Consider the following 20,674-nt stretch of genomic DNA (forward strand, 5'->3'; position numbering starts at 1 on the left):
TTCTAAGGTGCTGAGTTTTTTTTAAGACTCAAAACTTTTTATTTTATATTTTTAATGTCACGAATTAAAATTGAAATAAAGGCAATTTTCAAAGCAAATTATAATTCATAATTTACCATTAGCAATTCACAATTATTTACATTCCTTGTGCTTGAATCGCGGTAATTACCACTGTATTGATAATATCATCAACTGTACAGCCACGGCTTAAATCGTTTACAGGTTTGTTCAAACCTTGTAGCATTGGCCCAATTGCCAAAGCTCCAGTTTCTCTTTGAACAGCTTTGTAGGTGTTATTTCCTGTATTCAAATCTGGGAAAATTAATACGCTGGCTTGCCCTGCAACCTCAGAATCTGGCATTTTGCTCTTTCCTACGCTTAAATCAACTGCTGCATCGTACTGAATTGGTCCTTCAATTTTTAAATCAGGTCTTTTTTCTTTTACAATTGCTGTAGCCGTTCTTACTTTATCAACCTCATCTCCTTTTCCTGAAGATCCAGAAGAATAAGAAAGCATTGCTATTTTTGGTTCAATTCCGAAAGCTAAACTTGATTCTGCAGAAGAGATCGCAATTTCTGCCAATTGCTCTGCTGTTGGGTTTGGATTAATGGCACAGTCTCCAAAAACAGAAACTCGGTCTTCTAAACACATAAAAAATACAGAAGAAACTACAGAAGAATTAGGTTTTGTTTTGATGAATTGCAAGGCTGGTAATATAGTATGTTGCGTTGTATGCGCTGCACCAGAAACCATTCCGTCTGCGTGACCTTTGTATACCATCATGGTTCCAAAATATGATACATCTTCCATTAAATCTCTTGCCATTGTAATACTTACGTTTTTAGCTTTTCTAAGCTCATAATACGTATTAGCATAATCCTCATACATTTCAGATTCTATCGGATTGATGATATTTACTTTAGAAAAATCAAATGTAATTCCGAGTTCTGCAACTTTACTTTCGATTTGTTTTTTGTCTCCAATAATAGAAATATCAACCACATCCATGTCTAACAATCTTGATGCTGCAGTAATAATTCTATCATCATTCCCTTCTGGTAATACGATATGTTTTCTATGCTGTTTGGCTCTTTTAACCATGTTGTACTGAAACATTTTTGGAGTCATACCTTCTGGCTGAAAAGTAATTACTCTTTGCGATAAAGCTTCAATTTCAACATACTTTTCAAAAGTATTAATTGATGTTTCAATTTTGTGTGTATTGTTAGCGTAAATCTCCGATTTAATCGAACCAATTTTATTGGTAATATGGTAAGTTCCCCCATCAACAGCAATAATTGGCACAATAGGAGAAAGTCCATCAATAAGCTTTAAAATACTTTCTTCTGGAACAATATTTCCTGTTAGAATGATTCCTGAAATTGTCGGGTAATTTGCCGATTCATTTGCTTGTAAAGCTCCTAAAATAATATCTGAACGGTCTCCTGGAGTAATAACTAAAGCATTGTCATGCAAATGCACTAAATAATTGTGCAATTGCATCGCTCCAACACTGTAATGCCCAATTTCGTTATTGAGATAATTTTCTCCAAATAAAACTTTAGCATTCAATTCGTGTACAATCTCCTGCATTGTTGGGTTATTAAGGCTCGATATCAACGGAATTGTATTAACCAGCACATTTGACGGTAAACTTTTTTGCAAACTACTGGTAACCAAATCTATATTTTCTGGTTGCACTTTATTGGCAAAAACCGATAAAACCTCAACTTCTTTTACTTTGAAAGAATCATAAACCAAATACAAACTGTCTAAAAGCTCTTCTAAAGTTTTACCAACTCCAGAACCTACAATTATAGTTGGAATTCCGAGGTTTTTTGCAATTAAAACATTTAAATCTAATTCGATTGAAGTTCCTTCACCCGTAAAGCTAGTTCCTTCAACCAAAACAAAATCGAAACGTTCTTCGAGTTTTTTGTATTTCTCGATAATGGTGTCTAAAACTTCTCCTATTTTTCCTTTATTCTTTTTCTTAATCAATCTGCTTTTGGTGATGGCATAAGCATCATCAAACTCAATATCTAGGTTAAAATAGGATAAAACTGTTTCGATATGATTATCTACTTCTCCATCAACAAAATCTTCTATTATAGGTCTAAAATACCCTACTTTGGCCGTTTTACCAATCAGAATACTCATTAATCCGAGTGTAATAATTGATTTACCACTATTATGGTCGCTAGTGGCTATATATATTGCTTTACTCATAATTTATATTTTTGAAACTATATGTATTTTAAATGTAAAATTCTAAAACCAGCGTCTTTTCTTGAAATAGATTATCAATCCTATTACAAGCAAAAGCATAATCCCCATGACTACAAAATAGCCATTTTGGGTTTTGAGTTCCGGCATGTTTTCAAAGTTCATTCCGTACACTCCAACAATAAAAGTAAGCGGAATAAATATGGCCGAAATTATGGTCAGCGTTTTCATGATTTCATTCATTTTTCGGCTTTGCTCCGAGAAATAAAAGTTTGAGGCACTTTCTAATGCACTCATATCCGATTCTATCTGTTCTAAAAGTTCCAGACTTTTTTGATGCAGTCTAATAAAGAAATTAAATGTTTCTTTCTGAATTAAGCCGTTTGATTCGTCATCATCTTTAATTGTTTTTAAATAATATAAGGAATCTCTAAGTGGCACAATGGAACGTTTTAAAAAATTAAAATTATCACGATGGTTTTCAATTTTTTCAAGAATAACAGGATGTGCTCCTTTTTTAGCCTGATTAATTAATTCTTCGATTTTATCTTCTTCATCTTCAATCGTAATGTAGAAGTTTTCCATTACAGCATCAAGCAATAAATAAAGGAGATAATCTACTTTTTTAGTTCTAACAATTCCTGCGTGTGTGCGAAGACGCTCTCTGATATGCGTAAAAAAATCGCTTCGTTTTTCTTGAAAAGAGATTAGAAGTCCATCTTTCAAAATAAAACTGATTTGTTCGACACTAAGATTGTCCGAATACTCAGAAGGTAAAAGTGATTTTATATTGAAGAATAAAACGTTTTGCTGTTCTTCTAGCTTGGTTCTTTTGGTGGTATTTAATATATCGGCTAAAAGAAAATCATCAAGTTTAAAATGAGCACCAATCGTTTTAATAAGATTAATGTCATTTAAGCCATGAATATTTAACCAATTGTTTTTAGTATAATCAAAACAAGAATTTAGAGCCAAGACGGTAAACTTATCGTATTCAATAACATCGGCATCATCGTATACAAAAAGCTGCATTTCGGTCTCATGCTCTTTATGTGAGCCTGTATACTCTAAAGTAATGTGTTGCAGCTTGCGTCCTTTCTTATATTTGATCTTTCTCATTCATGAAAATTTACAATAGTAATATTACGAAAAAGAATCCGAACAGGAAATGACAATTATCAGTTTGTGAAAAACCTAGATTTAAACGAACTGTGGTGCATTTCTACGTAATTGATACAAACAAAAAAACCGAGCCATTTCTGACTCGGTTTTCATATTCAATTGTAAAGACGCAATACGTCTTTACGGAGTAATTTATTTTACTTCTTCGAATTCAACGTCTTCAACGTTATCTCCAGAAGACTGCTCTTGTTGTGGAGCAGCTTGTTGACCTTCACCACCTTGAGCGTACATTGCTTCTGTAGCTGTTTTCCAAGCTGCATTTACATTGTCTAATCCTTTTTGGATTGCATCAAGATCTTGAGATTGGTGAGCCATTCTCAATTCAGTTAAAGCATATTCGATAGCTGTTTTTTGCTCATCTGTCAATTTATCTCCCAATTCTTTCAATTGACTTTCAGTTTGGAAAATAGTACTGTCAGCTTCGTTCAATTTCTCAGCTCTTTCTTTTGCAATTCTGTCAGCATCAGCGTTAGCTTCAGCATCTTTTTTCATTTTTTCGATTTCTTCAGCTGTTAATCCAGAAGAAGCTTCGATACGGATATCGTGAGATTTTCCAGTTCCTTTATCAGTTGCTGAAACTTTGATGATACCATTAGCATCGATATCGAAAGTTACTTCGATTTGAGGAACTCCTCTTGGTGCTGGTGGAATACCGTCTAAGTGGAAACGACCGATAGTTTTGTTATCAGCAGCCATAGCTCTTTCTCCTTGTAATACGTGGATTTCAACAGATGGTTGAGAATCAGCAGCAGTAGAGAATACTTGAGATTTTTTAGTTGGGATAGTTGTGTTAGACTCGATTAATTTAGTCAATACACCACCCATAGTTTCGATACCTAAAGAAAGAGGTGTTACGTCAAGTAACAATACATCTTTTACATCTCCAGATAAAACTCCACCTTGAATAGCAGCTCCAATAGCAACAACCTCATCAGGGTTAACACCTTTAGATGCTTTTTTACCGAAGAATTTTTCAACTTCGTCAGCGATTCTTGGCATACGAGTAGAACCTCCTACAAGGATTACTTCGTCGATATCAGATGTAGATAAACCTGCATCTTTTAATGCTTTAGCAACTGGTTCCATAGAACGTTTTACTAAAGAATCAGATAATTGCTCAAATTTAGCTCTTGTTAATTTTTTAACTAAGTGTTTTGGTCCAGAAGCAGTAGCAGTTACGTATGGTAAGTTGATTTCTGTTTCAGCAGAAGATGATAATTCAATCTTAGCTTTCTCAGCAGCCTCTTTCAAACGCTGTAATGACATTGGATCTAAACGTAAATCAATACCTTCTTCAGTTTTGAATTCGTCAGCTAACCAATCAATAATAACTTGGTCAAAGTCATCACCACCTAAGTGAGTATCACCATTTGTAGATAATACTTCAAATACACCGTCTCCTAATTCAAGAACAGAGATATCAAAAGTACCTCCACCTAAATCGTAAACAGCAATTTTTTGATCATTTCCTTTTTTATCTAATCCGTAAGCAAGTGCAGCAGCAGTTGGCTCGTTGATGATACGCATAACTTTAAGACCAGCAATCTCTCCAGCTTCTTTTGTAGCTTGACGTTGCGCATCGTTAAAGTATGCAGGAACTGTAATAACTGCCTCAGTTACTGTTTGACCTAAATAGTCTTCAGCAGTTTTTTTCATTTTTTGAAGTGTCATTGCAGACAATTCTTGAGCAGTGTATAAACGACCGTCAATATCCACACGTGGAGTATTGTTGTCACCTTTTACTACTTTGTAAGGAACTCTTTTTGCTTCATTTTCAGTTTCAGCAAAAGTGTGTCCCATAAAACGTTTAATAGAAGCAATCGTTTTTGTAGGGTTAGTTACTGCTTGTCTTTTTGCAGGATCACCTACTTTAATTTCTCCACCTTCAACAAAAGCGATGATAGATGGTGTAGTTCTTTTTCCTTCTGCGTTAGGGATAACAACTGCTTCGTTACCTTCCATTACAGAAACACAAGAGTTCGTCGTACCTAAGTCAATTCCGATTATTTTACCCATTTTTTATATATTTAATTTTGATTTTATTTTAATAACTCAGGTGGCATAAGTCAATCTTTGTGCCAATATAAAAAACTAAATAAAATTGTCAGTTTTAGCGTCAGTGCTCTAAAATCTATCTGACAACATGACATTTTCGTTATCTGACATGTATGGCACACGTCTATTTATCATGTCATTATAAAATTATAAATCAAACTGTTTTTTTTATTTCATTTGTTTAAAAAACATTAGCATGTCATAAACAAAACTTCCTACATTGCAAATAAATTAAGATACGGATACTTAATACCGTAAAAAAGAGAAAATGCTATTTTATAGCTTATTGCAAATCTGAAAAATGGTTTTAATTTAGCACTAGCAACTGCAGCAACAAAACACTAACAAATTAGACTAATCAGTATCTGTAATAAATACAAAATATAATAAAATGGTCACGTTCGAAACAAAGGTTTGGGAAAAAGATTGGGAATATATATTAAAAGGAAATTACTTAAAAGAAATGATTTCCAACTGCAATTTCAATTTTTCAAAAAAACAAGTTATCATTAATAATGTGAAAAATAGACAATTAGTTGAAAAATATTGTAAGCAAAAAATTCAAGAAGGAGTTATTGACAATTATTTTGTAGTTGAAGATTACGAATCAAAAGTATTAGAGCATTTTGAGTTAAATGTTAATAGTTTTGATCAGGGATATTATTATTCAATAGCTGAGCTAGTTGGAATATACCAATGCGAGACTGATTTTTTATTGCATTTTTCAGGTGATTCTTTTCCTGTGAATAACAACAGAAACTGGATTAAAGAAGCAATTGACATAATGAATAATAAACCAAATGTTATTGTTGCAAATCCTACTTGGAATTCTAAATTTAAAGAAGCGGAGAAAGAGTCTCTCGAACAAATTGAAAACTTTTATTTAAGTTATGGCTTTTCAGACCAAGCTTATTTTATTCGAAAACAAGATTTTATACAAAAAATCTATCATGAAAAAAATAAAGATTCTGAGCGTTATCCAAAATATGGTGGAGAACTGTTCGAAAAAAAAGTAGATTCATTTATGAGAAATCATCAAAGAATAAGAATCACTGATAAGTATTGTTCATATGGATCTATAAATTTCCCAAGAGATTGGTTTTCAAGAAAAATATTAAGAAATTATATTGTTAAAAACCGTATAAATCAAATGATTGAGAAATCTTAAATGAAATAGTAGGTTTAACTAAGGAAACTCAAATGGTAGCCAATCAATAGATATCCCAAACATTCACTTATATGAAGTGGAATTATATTTTTTCTAAACTCTCCCTATAGTCATAAAAAACATCCTAATTCATACTTGCATGTTTTGATAGAAAAATTAAGACAAAATTTTGCAGTAAAAAATAATACAATCTCTCAAAATCGTTCTTTTATAACATAAATAAATTATATTTGAAATAAGCAAAACCTGATTAAAAACATAAAAAATGAATTTCTCTAAGTTTATTTTAATACTTCTATTCTCCTCCTTCGCTATCGGTCAGGGAAAAAAAAGCGAAATAAAAATCACAGGAAAAATCACAGGAAAAATTCCAGACATAATTGAATATACCTTACCAATTCACGGAATCGATTATTTCGGATTTACAGATTCTGCCCAAATCGATCCAAATGGCAATTTTCAAATTATTATCCCATTAGACAAAACTTCTTTTATTGATTTATCCAACAGTTACAAATCTTACGGAACCCTAATTGCAGAGCCAGGTATGGTTTATAAAGTCACCATTAATACTGAGAATTCTGAAAACAAATTTGCAGTAGAATCTCCAAACCAAAAAGGTCAGATGCTTTACAATCAAATTCCAAATCGAAGCATGATTGTAGGCGGACATTTTGAACTCGAAACAAAAGAATATCTCCAAGACGGTATTCCTTCAGAAATAGCACAAAAAATAGAGCAAAGCAAAGAAGCTGAAATGGCAGGATTTAAAAAGCTTCTTAAAGAAAAAGTGATTTCAAAAGATTTTTACCATCTCGTAGAAATAGACCGAGATTATTTTCATAAGGGAATACAAGGAAGTCTCGCTTTTATTAACTATTTGTTTGTGGCAGAAAACAAAAACAAACTTTCCAACGAACAATTTAGTAAAATGTGGAAAGAAATTTTCCAATCAAATCCCGTTACAAATCCGGAGCTTTTAAGTTCACCATGGTTTTATTTTTATGTCGAAAATTTTCTTCGTTACAACGAATTAATTCTTGAAAAAACAGATACTAAAATATTGGCTGAATTTCATAAAAAAGGCCAGATTCATACGCATAACATAGACAATGCAAAAAAATATTTGTCAGGACTTCAGTTAGAATATTACTTTGCCGCCTACATTTATTATGAAGCGATAAACAATAATTACGAAAAAGAATTAATTACTCTTTTCGATCTATTCAAAAAAGAATATCCTTCAAGTTCGTATACGCCCTTTTTGGAACCCGTTATTATACCAATTATTGCCTTTCAAAATAAACAGGCGGAACCATTAAATGAAAAAGTTAAATTCGTAAACAATGCTTCAAACCTTAACTCTGTAAATGATGTTATAAAAAGTCTAAACAGAAAACAATATTACATTGATATTTGGGCGACATGGTGTGGTCCTTGTAAAGCCGAATTTAAAGACAATGCGAAACTTTACCAATTGTTAAAATCAAAGAATATAACGATGGTCTATATCTCTATCGATAAAGAAAGTAGAGAAAAACAATGGAAAGAAATGATTCATTTTTATAATTTAGAAGGATATCACATCAGGGCAAATGAAAAATTAGACGCCAATTTAAGAAGCCTATATGGCAATCAGTCTATGGGAATTCCGTGGCATTTTTTAACAAACGAAACCGGAGATATTATAAAGAAAAATATTAGCGGCCCTTCTGAAATAGAAAATTTAGAAAAACAGCTAAACAACAATTAAATACCAGAATGGAAAACTACACCATCATCATTTTCATATTAGCCATTGTAATTGGTCTTTCTGCGTTTGCAGAAAAATCAAAACTTCCCTACCCGATTCTTCTTGTTATTGTCGGAGTTGGAATTGGTTTTATTCCAACAATGAATGAAATCGAAATTAATCCAGAAATTATTTTCTTGATTTTTCTTCCTCCATTGCTTTATGATGCTTCTTTTAATATTTCTCCTAAACATTTTAAAACAAATTTAAGCACAATCAGCACTTTAGCGATTCCGTTAGTATTTCTTACTACATTCTGGATTGCGGTTGTTTCTCATTACATGATTCCAGGCATGACATGGCCTTTATCTTTTGTACTTGGAGCTATTCTTTCTGCCACAGATGCTGTTGCGGCTGTAAATATTACAAAAGGTCTTGGCATACCCGAAAAAACACTTACAATATTAGAAGGCGAAAGTCTTATTAATGATGCTTCTGCTCTTGTTGCTTATCGCTTTGCAGTTGCAACCGCAATGGGTTCAGCATTCATTATCTGGAAAGCCGCTTTTCAGTTTGTTTTCTTGCTCGGAGGCGGTTTTTTGGTAGGTGTAGTAATGGGAAAAATATTAGGAATCATACTTAGAACAGTTAGAAACAACATTAATGTCGTTGTGAGTTTTATGCTTTTAATGCCTTTTCTCACCTATCTTGTTGCCGAGCATTTACACGTTTCTGGGGTTATAGCAGTTGTTTTCTTAGGTTTGGCAATGGCGCGTTTAAGCAGTAAAGCTTTTCCTGACCACTTAAAAAACAGCTCCAAAAGTCTTTGGGATGTTATTATCTTTTTACTCAACGGATTAATTTTCATCTTAATCGGACTCAATTTTAGATATGTTCTAGAAGATATAGAGAATGATATGATTTTGCCTTACATTGGTTACGCTGTAGTTATTACAATCGTTGCACTATTAACCAGAATGACAAGGGTCTTTTTTCAGAAGAAAAATCTGCAGAAAGCCTTTCAAAGCAATAAAAAGGGAAAACGAAAAATTAGTGAGCATGCCCTACTCGATTTTGGCAACAGCCTAATTATAAGCTGGTCAGGAATGCGAGGCATTGTTTCTTTGGCAATTGCTATGGGACTTCCAAAATTTTTAGAAGATGGAACTCCGTTTCCACATCGCAATGCCATCATTTTTATTTCTATAGCGACGGTATTATTGACTCTGATTGGGCAAGGATTAACACTGCCATGGATTGTTAAAAAAATAAAACAAATAGAAGAGAAAAAACAACTAAACCAACAGACTCCCAAAACAAATAATAACTAACTAACCAAAAAAACGATGGAACAGGAATTAAAAGGCCAATTTGACGAATTTGAAAAACCAGAAATAATAAGACGTAAATTGCTCCCTTGGTGGATCAAAGTCTTTTGCTGGATTTTTATGCTTATGAGTGTAGGTGCAATAGCTTCGCTTATTACAAATCTCTTTGTTCCAAATGTAAATTTATCTCTTTACGGATTTTCTACCAATACTGCTTATTCAGGAATTGGACTTTTTATTATCGCAGTTATGCTTTTAAAAGGATTTGCTGCCTACTCGCTTTGGTTTGAAAAATCAAATGCCATTACGATTGCCAAAATAGATGCAATAGTTGGCATTGCAATATGTATTGCTTCACTATTCATTCTCCCTTTTAGCACTGCTGACGGTCATTTTTCTTTACGTTTAGAAATTTTGCTTCTAATTCCGTATTACTGGAAAATTAATAAAATAGAATATGAATGGGATAATCTTGAAACCATTTAAATCTTGAAAAAGTTGAATTATCATTTGATAAAATAAATGTAACTTTACTTATTTCACTGATATTCAATCAAAATCAAAAGAGATGACTTCAGATATTCTAACAACAACACCAAATTCAGAAATCGTAACCACACGAATTTTGAATTTTCCGCAAGAACTTGTTTTTAAAGCATGGAGCAATCCAGAACATTTGAAAAATTGGTGGGGACCAAAAGGTTTTACCAATACGTTTCATGAATTTGATTTTCACGAAGGCGGAATATGGAAATTTACCATGCACGGCCCTGAAAGAGGAAATTTTGAAAATGAATGCGAATTCATAAAAATAGACAAACCTAATCTTATTGCTTGGAAACGCCATTCGAAACCGCTTTTTCAGATTTTAACCACTTTTGAAACTCTTGCTGAAAATGAGACCAAAGTAGTTTTTAAAATGCTTTTTGAAACTGAGGCAGAATGCCAGAAACTAAAGCCTTATGTTGTAGATAAAAACGAAGAAAACTTTGACAAACTTGAAATTGAATTGTCTAAAATGAATTTATGAAAACATAATTCATTACATTTACCATAATCATCAATCATTAAACAATCAAAATCAATCACATGAAAAAAACTATTTTCCTTGCGATACTATTCGCAACGCAACTTTTTTACGCTCAAAACAAAGTTGCTAAAAAACCTGAAACCGTTATTATCATCAACAACGAAATTGCTACAATGGATCAAGTGATCAAATATGGCAATGAAGGTTATGTAAAATCAATGAATAAAGGTGTTAGTGAAGAAGAACGAAATGCACTAGCAAAAAAGTTTGGCGATAAAATTGGCGATAGAGAATTTATAGTGGTCGTAGAAGTTTTTACCGAACAAGAAAAAATCGAAAACGATAAAAAAAATCAAACCGCCGCTGCCGAGCAAAAACCTCAAGTCAAACAAGAACAATTTATCTTAAACGTAAACGATCAAGCCAAAGACTTCACTCTAAAACTTGTAGACGGAAAAGAAGTAAAACTTTCTGATTTGAAAGGAAAAGTGGTACTAGTAAATTTTTGGGCAACCTGGTGCGCACCGTGCTTACAAGAGTTTTATGATATTCCATCAAAAATTCTTGAACCATTTAAAAACGATAATTTTGTGTTTTTAGCAATCTCAAGTGGTGAAGCTGAAACTGCGGTGGCTAAAAAAGTAGTAAAGCTAAAGAATGACGGTCTAGACTTTAATTTCGGCGTCGATCCAAAAGAAGTGATTTGGAATCAATATGCAATGAATGCAATTCCTAAAAACTTCTTAATCGATCAAAACGGAATTATAAAATATGTGGCCGTAGGAAATGCAGAAGGAAACTTAGACAAGATAGCGAGCGAAATCAAAAAACTGCTTTCTAAATAGATTATTCCACTAGAATATTTGTAATCTCAAAAACAAAAAAATATGCACGCATAGTAATTTTATGTAGTTCGTCTATTTTTTATTCGTAATTTCGAGTTTTTAATAAAATACAATATTCAAAATGGCTTCATTTATAAAAGAAATATCTTTTCGTTGGTCAGATCTTGATCCAAATTTTCACGTTCGACACAGCGCTTATTACGATTTTGGTGCCCAGCATCGTATCGAAATTCTAGAAGAATTGGGTTTAACTTTAAAAGTAATGCAAACACAGGGTTTTGGTCCTGTTTTATTTAGAGAAGAATGCATTTTTAGAAAAGAACTAAAACTTTCTGATAAAATATTCATTCATACTAAAACTTCAAAAATGAAAGCCGATGCTTCTCGCTGGTCAATCGTTCATGAATTTAGAAGAGAAGACGATACACTTTGCGCAACGATTACCGTAGATGGCGCTTGGATGGACACAAAGCTAAGAAAACTAGCTTCTCCAACGCCAGAAATCGCAATTCAAGCTTTGAGTATCTTTCCAAAAAGTGATGATTTTGTCGGACTATAAACGAGAATATTCAATCTTATAAAAAAATCCCAGAAACAATTTTAGATCTTGTTTCTGGGATTTTTTTTTCAGCTAAAACTTTTCTGATTATTCAAACTTTAGCCCAAAGTTTACTCTTTCAAAAGTTGTACTGCAAGAAACTGCAAATCGACCGATATTTAAAGTTCCAAAAATGCCTCCTACCGAATGTCCAGAATAAAATCCTCCAGCAGAAAATCGGCGAACCTGATATTTTAAAGCAATATCATTTACTCTTGAACTCAGTTGTCCAAAAGCAATTACATTTGGAATAATTTCGTAGCTTCCAAAAACTTTAGGAACCAGTTTTTTGTAATAATCAAAACTTTCGTCAGTATCATAATCAATAATCGACGAATGCAAGTTTTCTAGATTTCCGCCAATATAAGTGTTTTCAGAAAAATGCCACGAAATACTAAAACCTGTAAAAGTTCCTTCGTAACCGCTTCTAGAATCTACATATCCAATACCTATTGTAGCTCTAAATTTATCGCAAATTTTTCCGATGTAACCAACATACGTACGGTCGATTTCTGACTTGTCAATTCCAGCGCCAAAAATGATATCGTCTTCACACATTGTAAGAGCATACTGAAAATAAGCTGAATATTGATCTTGATTTGCAGCGAAGACACTCCGGCCTTTATCTAGATCTATATTTGGAGAAATTAAGGTTGAGTTTATAACGGCGAAATCAAAAGTATTGAGTTCTTGGGCAAATGTGGGGACTGTGAGCAGGAGCAAAAGTAGTGTCTTCTTCATAATACTATTTTTTAAGGCTTACAACATTCTGATACTAAATTACATACATTTTTCCTGTTAATAAAAGAACTCCCGTGAAGTGCGACATTACTCGTCTAAATACATTATTTTCATAATCGGCTTCATTTAATCGATAAAAAATCAAAAAAACATCGATTATTAACACTAAAAACAATGAAATCATTTTGAATGCCTTTTTTCTGATAACTTTAAGATTTTAAGCTTTGTTTTAAAAATGCTTAGGTTTAATTTTATAATTCCTAATAACAAATGCTATTGAAATGAAAATCTTGAAACTATTATTTATACTAATTCCTTTCTTAAGTTTTGGCCAACAGGGAAATATAAAAGCCTTGGACATTAATTTAAGTAATTATGAATATCCATTTCCTGTTCATTTTATCGAATTGAGCAATCAGCGCCAGTACATGAAAATGAGTTATATGGACATTATTCCAGAAAATTACAATCAGAAAAATATTGTTTTACTGCACGGAAAAAATTTTAATGGCGCTTACTGGGAAACTACTATTAAAGCTTTAGCAAAAGAAGGTTTTCGAGTAATTGTTCCCGATCAGATTGGATTTGGAAAGTCGACAAAACCAGACAATTTTCAATACACATTTCAGCAATTAGCCGAAAATACCAAAAAACTTTTAGACCATTTAGGAATTCAAAAAACAACGATTTTAGGACATTCTATGGGCGGAATGCTAGCCACTCGTTTTGCGTTAATGTATCCAGAAACAACAGAAAAATTAGTTTTAGAAAATCCGATTGGTTTAGAAGACTGGAAATTAGTCGTTCCTTATAAACCTGTTGATTGGTGGTATGAGTCGGAATTAAAACAGAATTACGAAAACATTAAGCAATACCAAATGGCAAATTATTATGACGGAAAATGGAATGCCAATTATCAAAAATGGGCAGAACTTGGCGCAGGATGGACAACTGCTCCAGATTATAACATCGTTGCCTGGAATTCTGCTCTTTTGTACGATATGATTTTCACACAACCTGTTTTATATGAATTTAAAAACATCAAATGTCCAACATTATTAATTATCGGAACAAGAGATAAAACCGCTTTAGGAAAGCCATTAGTTTCTGAAGAAGTGAGAAAAACGATGGGAAACTATGCTGAATTAGGCAAAAAAACTCAAAAAGCAATTCCGAATTCAAAATTGGCGGAGATTCCAAATACTGGACATTTGCCACATATCGAATCTTTTGATTCATTTATAAAACCATTAATCGTATTTTTGAAATAATATTTTTTTCTGCCACGAATTTCGCGAATTGACACTAATTAATTTTCCGAAATTTTTAAATAAAAAATTCGTGTAAATTGGTGCAATTCGTGGCAAAACCTAACTTAAAAATCATATAAATATGTTTACAATACAACAAATAAAAGAAGCGCATTCAAAAGTAAAATCAGGTGAAGATTTTCCAAATTATATTCAGGATCTAATCATATTAGGTGTAAAAGGATATGATACTTATGTACATGACGGAAGCACAGTTTACTACGGCTTAAATAATTATACCGCAGCTGCTGAAGAAAAATACGCCGAAATTAAAGTGGCAGATTTTCCTAATAAAGAACTTTTTATCGAAAATCTGGTAAAGCATCAGCATGGCGAAACCGATTATATGACTTTCTGCAATCATTGTGCACAAGCTGGAATTGCAAAATGGCGTGTTGATATTGTGGAGATGACTTGCACTTATTTTGATAAATCGGAGAATGAAATTTTAATCGAAAAAATTCCTGTTTAATCACCAAACTGAATGACTGTTTTCAACCAAAACCACCAAAACCTTTTCAAAAGAAGCATTTTACTTTTAGTTTTAGTCCTTTCTTTCTCTAGCTTTTCGCAAAAGAAAAAAGAAAATCCAAAATTTAAAGTCATTGCTTTTTATACTGCCAAAAATGATCAAGCGCATATCAGTTTTGTACACGAAGCCAATAAATACTTTCCGAAATTAGCTGTAGAAAATCATTTTCAATATGATTCTACAAGCAATTGGGACAATTTAAATGCTAAGTTTTTGGCAAAATATCAGGTCGTTTTATTTTTAGACACAAGACCAGAGAAAAAAGAACAGCGTGAAGCTTTCCAAAAATACATGGAAAATGGAGGCGGATTTATTGGATTTCATTTTTCGGCATTTGCTTTAAACGATTCGAGCTATAATCAAGATTGGAACTGGTACCACAATACTTTTTTAGGTTCTGGCGAATATGGAAGCAATACTTGGAAACCGACTTCCGCAGTTTTAAGAGTAGAAAATCAGCATCCTGTAACTAAAAATCTACCTAAAACTTTTGCTTCTGCACCAAACGAATGGTACAGATGGTCGAACGATTTAACCAAAAATCCAGATATTGAAATTTTATTAGCAATAGACGAATCAAGTTTTCCTTTAGGAACTGGGCCAAAAGCGCATGAAATTTGGCATAGCGGTTATTATCCAGTTGTTTGGACCAATAAAAAATACAAAATGCTGTATGTAAATATGGGACATAATGACATTGATTATGAAGGCGGAACAAACAAAACGCTATCGTACACTTTTGAAAACAAAACACAAAGTCAATTAATCCTGAATGCCTTGCTTTGGCTTGGCAATTCAAAGAAAAAATAAAAAATGTCTACTACTCTTTCTCCATTAATTACGGCTCAAGAATTAATTGCTAATTCTAAAATCATTTTAGTTGATGCTAGAGCTAGCGCAAACACTTTCGAAAATTATCAAAAAGAACATTTAAAAGGCGCTCGTTTTGTCGATTTAAATCGTGATTTGGCTGCAATTCCAGAAAATCCTGCAAACGGAGGAAGACATCCTTTGCCTTCTCCAGAGGAATTTTCTAAAACCCTATCTTCTTTAGGAATTTCACCTTCAGATCATGTAGTCGTTTATGATGATAAAAATGGCTCTAATTTCGCTGCTCGTTTCTGGTGGATGATGCGAGCCATTGGACATGATCAAATTCAGGTTTTAAATGGTGGTTATCAAGCAGCAATTCAAGCGGGTTTTCCAACCAATTCTGGCATCGAAACTTTTGACCAAACAACATATCCTTCTCAAGAATGGAAATTGCTTTTAGCTGATATCGATGAAGTCGAAAAGGCTCGAAAAAACGATCAAAATATAGTAATCGATGTTCGTGATAAAAACAGATATGATGGTTTAACAGAACCGCTAGATTTAATTGCTGGACATATTCCTGGAGCTATCAATGTTCCGTTAACTGAAAATTTAGACGAAAACGGATTATTTAAATCAGCTAATGAATTAGCTGCAAAATACAAAGCTGTAATTGGGGATAAAAAATCAGAAAATGTGATTGTTCATTGCGGGTCGGGCGTTACAGCTTGCCATACATTATTAGCAATGGATTACGCCGGGCTTCCAATTCCGAAATTATATGTGGGTTCGTGGAGCGAATGGTCAAGAAATGACCGCGAAATGGCAACCCAAAAAACAGAATAAAATATTTTTTTGCCACAGATTAAAAAGATTCTAATGATTAATCTTTTTTAATCCTTTAATCTGTGGCTCAAAAAACAATACAACCAACAAATTTAAAAATACACAATGCAACACTGGGATATACTCTTGTCAAATCAAGTAAACAAAAAAGCTTTTATAGACGCTTTACTTGAAGGCAAAGCAAAAGGAGATTTAGCCGCTTTTAATAACCAAAAAGGAATTCTTTTCTCTGATATTGCAATCGAGAAATTCATCGAAAAGGAATTTCAATACGATAGCGTTGAAGCTTCCACAACTTCAAATAGACAATTAAGAACTTTTTCTTCTGGAGAACGCAAAAAAGAGTTTTTACGCTACTGTATTAACCAAAAACCCGATTTTATCATTTTTGACAATCCGTTTGATCATTTAGATCAAGCTTCTCGAGTTGTTTTAGCCGAATCGCTACAGAAATTAACCGATTCTATTGCGATTATTCAGTTATTGAATCGTACTGTCGATATATTAGATTTTGTTCCAAATAAAGCTTTAATTAAAGACAATACATTCGAATTGCATCCATTTGTAAAAACCGAAAATCATTTTAAAACATTAAATACCGCTACAATTCCGAAAGCGACAGAAACACATTCTTTTCAAGATAATGTATTAATAAAACTAGAAGATGTTTCTGTAAGCTACGAAGAAAGAAAAATCATAAATAAAATTTCTTGGACAGTTAAGCAAGGCGAATTCTGGCAATTAATTGGCCCGAATGGCTCAGGAAAAAGTACTATCTTATCCTTAATTACAGGTGATAATCCGAAAGGTTTTGGGCAGGATTTATTTTTGTTTGGAAGAAAAAAAGGAACAGGAGAAAGTGTTTGGGAAATCAAAAAACAAATCGGAATTTTTACTACTTCTATGACCGATTTATTTCAAAAAGGCCACACATTAGAACAAATGATTTTATCAGGATTCTTCGATTCTATCGGATTGTACACTGAGCCTACAACGCATCAAAAACAAATTGTAAATCAATGGCTTGAAGTGATAGAAATGACACATTTAAGAAAAAAACGCTTTATTGATCTTTCTATTGGACAGCAGCGTGTAGCTTTAATTGTTCGTGCCGTTTTAAAACATCCGCCGTTATTAATTTTAGACGAACCAGTTGAAGGTTTGGATGATGAAAATGTAGATTTGGTTATCCAATTAATCAACACCATCAAACAAGAAACAAATGTGAGTATAATTTATGTTTCTCACCGAATTGAACAAGGCCTTGCCCCTACTTCTGTTTTCGAACTTTTGCCTTCAGAAACAGGTTCAATCGGAAAAATAAAATACCATTCAGAATTAAATTAAATGAAAATAAAATTTGCAGTCTTTCTGATTTTACAACTAATCTTGATTTCGTGTTCCAGCACGATTTCAACAGTAAAAAAAGAATATACTTTAAACAATTCAAAAGAACTAAAATCAAATTGGACGATTAATTCTAAAGAGTGGATTCTAAAAAATGATACTCTTATAGGAAACGGTTCTCTTTCGCCTTGGGGAGTTTTAGTTTCAAAAAAACAGCTCCCAAAAAATTATGCTATTGATTTTAAAGTCAACATGACAAATGCATCATTATTCGAAATTATGCTCAATTTGGATAAAGGAAAATACATTAGAACGTATTTGTACCAAATTGATCAAAACATTGTAATTGGCGACGGAATGTATGATAAAAAAGATGATTCGTATGACAAACGAGGTGGAAAAACGTTGTTTAGAAAGCCAATGCAATTAGCAAACAATAAATGGTATTCAGTAAAAATTAAAGTTTTAAATAATCAATTATCGTTTTCTGTTGACGATAAAACAACTTTAGAATGTTCTCTTGAAAAAAGCAATCTAAACCAAAAAGGAAAATTAGGTTTTATAACCAACGGAGAAGTCAAAATAACTGGTTTAATTATTAAAACCCTATAGCTAAAAGTTCGTAATATGAAAAAATACGAGATACGGCAAAATGGAGATAATGAAATGATTATTGCATTTTATTTCAACAAAAAATCATTGATTATCCCATCTTTAATTTGGGTTTCATTTTTAATATTGATAATTTCTATCACAACACCAGAAAAATTTTTAGATGTATTATTCTCTTTAATTCTGTTTTTATTATTTTTTGGATATCTTTTGTTCGAAGATTATTTTGAATGGTACAAACACAAGTACCACATTCTCAGCATTAGAAATGAAGACTTTTATATAAACAATGTATTTCACTGTAAATTGTATAAATTACAATCCATCAATATTATGTATTTAAATACCAGACACAGTAATGGATGGATGTTATATTTAGATGTTTTTCCTATTTCCTCAAATGACTATATCATAAAAAAAAGATTAAAAGAAAAAGAGGCACATGAAATAGCAGAGAAAATCTCCATCTTCTTAGATCGTAATGTCAAAGTAGAATCATAAAAAAAAAGCTCCCAAAAGGAGCTTTTTTTTTAGTATACATTATCTAATTTTCTAATTGACAAATTATCTAATTATTCCTCATCAACATTATGCGACTTCACATAATTCTGCCACTTCTCAATACAATCTTTAAAATCTTGTGGAAGTTCAGTATCAAAACGCATCATTTCGCCAGTAGTCGGATGAACAAAACCAAGCGTTTTAGCATGCAGTGCCTGACGTGGTAATGCTTTAAAACAATTCTCTATAAATTGTTTGTATTTGGTAAAAGTCGTTCCTTTCAAAATCAAATGCCCGCCGTAACGTTCATCATTAAATAAAGGATGTCCGATGTGTTTCATATGTGCACGAATCTGGTGTGTTCTTCCTGTTTCCAGTTTACAAGAAATAAGAGTTACATAACCAAAACGTTCCAAAACTTTATAATGCGTAATTGCAGGTTTACCAATTTCTGGATCATCAAAAACTGCCATTTGCATACGATCTTTTAGATGTCTTGCAAGATTTCCTTCAATTGTACCGCTATCTGCCACAACATTTCCCCAAACTAGAGCAATATACTCACGTTCGGTAGTTTTAGCTTCAAACTGCTTTGCCAAATGCGTCATAGCAGCTTCCGTTTTGGCTACAACCAAAAGACCCGAAGTGTCCTTGTCAATTCTATGAACCAAACCTGGACGCTCGCTGCTATTCATTGGCAAATTATCAAAATGATGCGCCAAAGCATTTACCAAAGTTCCAGTATAGTTTCCGTGACCAGGATGCACAACCATTCCAGGCTCTTTATTAATCAATAAAAGAGCATCGTCTTCATAAACAATATTCAACGGAATATCTTCAGGAAGAATATGATTTTCAAACGGAGGATGCGACAACATTACCGTTATCACATCAAAAGGTTTTACTTTGTAATTTGATTTTACAGGAATATCATTTACAAAGATATTTCCGTTAGTTGCCGCGTTCTGAATTTTATTTCGTGTGGCATTCGGAATCAAATACATTAAATATTTGTCAATACGCAAAAACGCTTGACCTTTTGGGACTTCAAATCTATAATGTTCGAATAATTCGTCTTCTAGATCTAAATTTTCTTCAATATTATTGTTCATCTGCTGGGGTTTCTACAGGCACTGCAGTACTGTCTGCCTGACTATCATCTACATAACTTGCTTTTCCGTCTCCTAAAACCAAATCAATTTTAGAAGCCTTAAGCACGCGATCTCCTACTTTTAAGTTTCTTCCTTTATAACGCATTTCCAATACCATATCTTTTCCAAGATTTGGAATATACGTAATCGTTCCTGGCTCAAGACCTAACGCTTTTAACGTTGGTACAGCTTCACGATATGTTTTCTCGATTAAATCTGGAATTTTCACAGAAGAAAAACCAGAAGCATTAATCTTGATATAAATTTTTCTACCCACTTTTACCATTGTTCCTGGCAACGGATCTTGCTCAACAACACTATATTTTGGGTATTCACTTCTGTAATCAACACTGTCCAAAAGAACGTAATCTAAATCCAACTCGTCTAGTTTTTGTTCTACTTGCTCTTCAGTCAATTTAGACAAATTCGGCACCGCAATTTCGTGTCCGTGATCTGTTGTAAAAGTTAACCAATGCATAAATAAATAACCAATAACCGCAATAATAGCTGCGGCAGCAAGCAATTGCAAGAAAAAAACTCGGCTTGTTAAATACTGACGTAAACTCATAAATTTATTTTTATTAGCGACAAAGATAAAGTATTTCGTTTCAAAAAAAATGATAATTTTGTTTAAAACAAGAAAGTGCCATTATTGT

Annotated in this window: 20 protein-coding genes; 14 read left to right on the plus strand and 6 right to left on the minus strand. The window is 32.8% G+C overall.

Translation table 11 applies throughout. The features are described 5' to 3' along the window. Positions 1-136 precede the first annotated feature (136 nt). The 3 genes from pta to dnaK all read right to left on the minus strand — a co-directional run bounded on the left by pta (position 137) and on the right by dnaK (position 5,425). On the minus strand, positions 137-2,230 hold the full coding sequence (pta, locus tag JC605_RS10665) for a phosphate acetyltransferase (protein ID WP_198856153.1): 2,094 nt from the start codon (positions 2,228-2,230) through the stop codon (positions 137-139). A 42-nt stretch (positions 2,231-2,272) separates the two neighbouring features. Next, positions 2,273-3,346, minus strand: coding sequence for a magnesium/cobalt transporter CorA (gene corA / locus JC605_RS10670; RefSeq protein WP_198856154.1), 1,074 nt, complete (start codon positions 3,344-3,346; stop codon positions 2,273-2,275). Between the two features lie 195 nt (positions 3,347-3,541). Beyond that, positions 3,542-5,425, minus strand: a complete 1,884-nt coding sequence (dnaK, locus tag JC605_RS10675; RefSeq protein ID WP_198856155.1) for a molecular chaperone DnaK — start codon at positions 5,423-5,425, stop codon at positions 3,542-3,544. Positions 5,426-5,981: 556 nt separating this feature from the next. Here dnaK and JC605_RS10680 point away from each other — a divergent pair. The 7 genes from JC605_RS10680 to JC605_RS10710 all read left to right on the plus strand — a co-directional run bounded on the left by JC605_RS10680 (position 5,982) and on the right by JC605_RS10710 (position 12,126). Beyond that, entirely contained in the window at positions 5,982-6,632 is a 651-nt protein-coding gene (locus tag JC605_RS10680; protein ID WP_233074083.1) for a hypothetical protein, read from the plus strand. A gap of 265 nt (positions 6,633-6,897) precedes the next feature. Continuing rightward, on the plus strand, positions 6,898-8,385 hold the full coding sequence (locus tag JC605_RS10685) for a TlpA disulfide reductase family protein (protein ID WP_198856157.1): 1,488 nt from the start codon (positions 6,898-6,900) through the stop codon (positions 8,383-8,385). 8 nt (positions 8,386-8,393) lie between these two features. Further along, positions 8,394-9,695, plus strand: coding sequence for a Na+/H+ antiporter (locus tag JC605_RS10690; RefSeq protein ID WP_198856158.1), 1,302 nt, complete (start codon positions 8,394-8,396; stop codon positions 9,693-9,695). A gap of 15 nt (positions 9,696-9,710) precedes the next feature. Beyond that, positions 9,711-10,178 (plus strand): hypothetical protein, encoded by a 468-nt coding sequence (locus JC605_RS10695; protein ID WP_198856159.1) that lies wholly within the window; start codon positions 9,711-9,713, stop codon positions 10,176-10,178. Positions 10,179-10,260: 82 nt separating this feature from the next. After that, complete coding sequence (locus JC605_RS10700; RefSeq protein WP_198856160.1) at positions 10,261-10,722, plus strand: SRPBCC family protein; 462 nt, start codon at positions 10,261-10,263, stop codon at positions 10,720-10,722. A 59-nt stretch (positions 10,723-10,781) separates the two neighbouring features. Beyond that, the gene (locus tag JC605_RS10705) at positions 10,782-11,567 is read left to right on the plus strand and encodes a TlpA disulfide reductase family protein (RefSeq protein WP_198856161.1); all 786 of its coding nucleotides are present in this window, start codon (positions 10,782-10,784) and stop codon (positions 11,565-11,567) included. Positions 11,568-11,688: 121 nt separating this feature from the next. Further along, complete coding sequence (locus tag JC605_RS10710) at positions 11,689-12,126, plus strand: thioesterase family protein (RefSeq protein ID WP_198856162.1); 438 nt, start codon at positions 11,689-11,691, stop codon at positions 12,124-12,126. 87 nt (positions 12,127-12,213) lie between these two features. On the opposite strand, the gene JC605_RS10715 is transcribed toward JC605_RS10710, so the two are convergent. After that, a complete protein-coding gene (locus JC605_RS10715) occupies positions 12,214-12,906 on the minus strand; it encodes a hypothetical protein (protein WP_198856163.1) in 693 nt (230 codons plus the stop codon). A gap of 281 nt (positions 12,907-13,187) precedes the next feature. Here JC605_RS10715 and JC605_RS10720 point away from each other — a divergent pair, with 281 nt between their 5' ends. The 7 genes from JC605_RS10720 (at position 13,188) to JC605_RS10750 (ending at position 18,867) form a co-directional block, all read left to right on the plus strand. Next, on the plus strand, positions 13,188-14,177 hold the full coding sequence (locus JC605_RS10720; RefSeq protein ID WP_198856164.1) for an alpha/beta fold hydrolase: 990 nt from the start codon (positions 13,188-13,190) through the stop codon (positions 14,175-14,177). 121 nt (positions 14,178-14,298) lie between these two features. After that, positions 14,299-14,688: a DUF1398 domain-containing protein gene (locus JC605_RS10725; protein ID WP_198856165.1), complete on the plus strand. Its 390-nt coding sequence runs from the start codon at positions 14,299-14,301 to the stop codon at positions 14,686-14,688. A gap of 12 nt (positions 14,689-14,700) precedes the next feature. Further along, positions 14,701-15,558 (plus strand): ThuA domain-containing protein, encoded by an 858-nt coding sequence (locus JC605_RS10730; protein ID WP_198856166.1) that lies wholly within the window; start codon positions 14,701-14,703, stop codon positions 15,556-15,558. Between the two features lie 3 nt (positions 15,559-15,561). Next, a complete protein-coding gene (locus JC605_RS10735; protein ID WP_198856167.1) occupies positions 15,562-16,407 on the plus strand; it encodes a sulfurtransferase in 846 nt (281 codons plus the stop codon). Positions 16,408-16,512: 105 nt separating this feature from the next. Beyond that, a complete protein-coding gene (locus tag JC605_RS10740) occupies positions 16,513-17,754 on the plus strand; it encodes an ATP-binding cassette domain-containing protein (protein WP_198856168.1) in 1,242 nt (413 codons plus the stop codon). Then, the gene (locus JC605_RS10745) at positions 17,755-18,366 is read left to right on the plus strand and encodes a family 16 glycoside hydrolase (RefSeq protein WP_198856169.1); all 612 of its coding nucleotides are present in this window, start codon (positions 17,755-17,757) and stop codon (positions 18,364-18,366) included. It begins immediately after the preceding gene. 15 nt (positions 18,367-18,381) lie between these two features. Next, a complete protein-coding gene (locus JC605_RS10750; protein ID WP_198856170.1) occupies positions 18,382-18,867 on the plus strand; it encodes a hypothetical protein in 486 nt (161 codons plus the stop codon). A gap of 71 nt (positions 18,868-18,938) precedes the next feature. Here the strand turns inward: JC605_RS10750 and JC605_RS10755 are convergent, their stop codons facing one another. After that, positions 18,939-19,979: an RluA family pseudouridine synthase gene (locus JC605_RS10755; RefSeq protein WP_198856171.1), complete on the minus strand. Its 1,041-nt coding sequence runs from the start codon at positions 19,977-19,979 to the stop codon at positions 18,939-18,941. Continuing rightward, on the minus strand, positions 19,969-20,586 hold the full coding sequence (locus JC605_RS10760) for a PASTA domain-containing protein (RefSeq protein WP_198856172.1): 618 nt from the start codon (positions 20,584-20,586) through the stop codon (positions 19,969-19,971). Before JC605_RS10760 ends, JC605_RS10755 begins: the two co-directional genes overlap by 11 nt. Positions 20,587-20,674: the final 88 nt, after the last annotated feature.

The sequence above is a fragment of the Flavobacterium sp. IB48 genome, assembly GCF_016405855.1.
Lineage (GTDB): Bacteria > Bacteroidota > Bacteroidia > Flavobacteriales > Flavobacteriaceae > Flavobacterium > Flavobacterium ginsengisoli.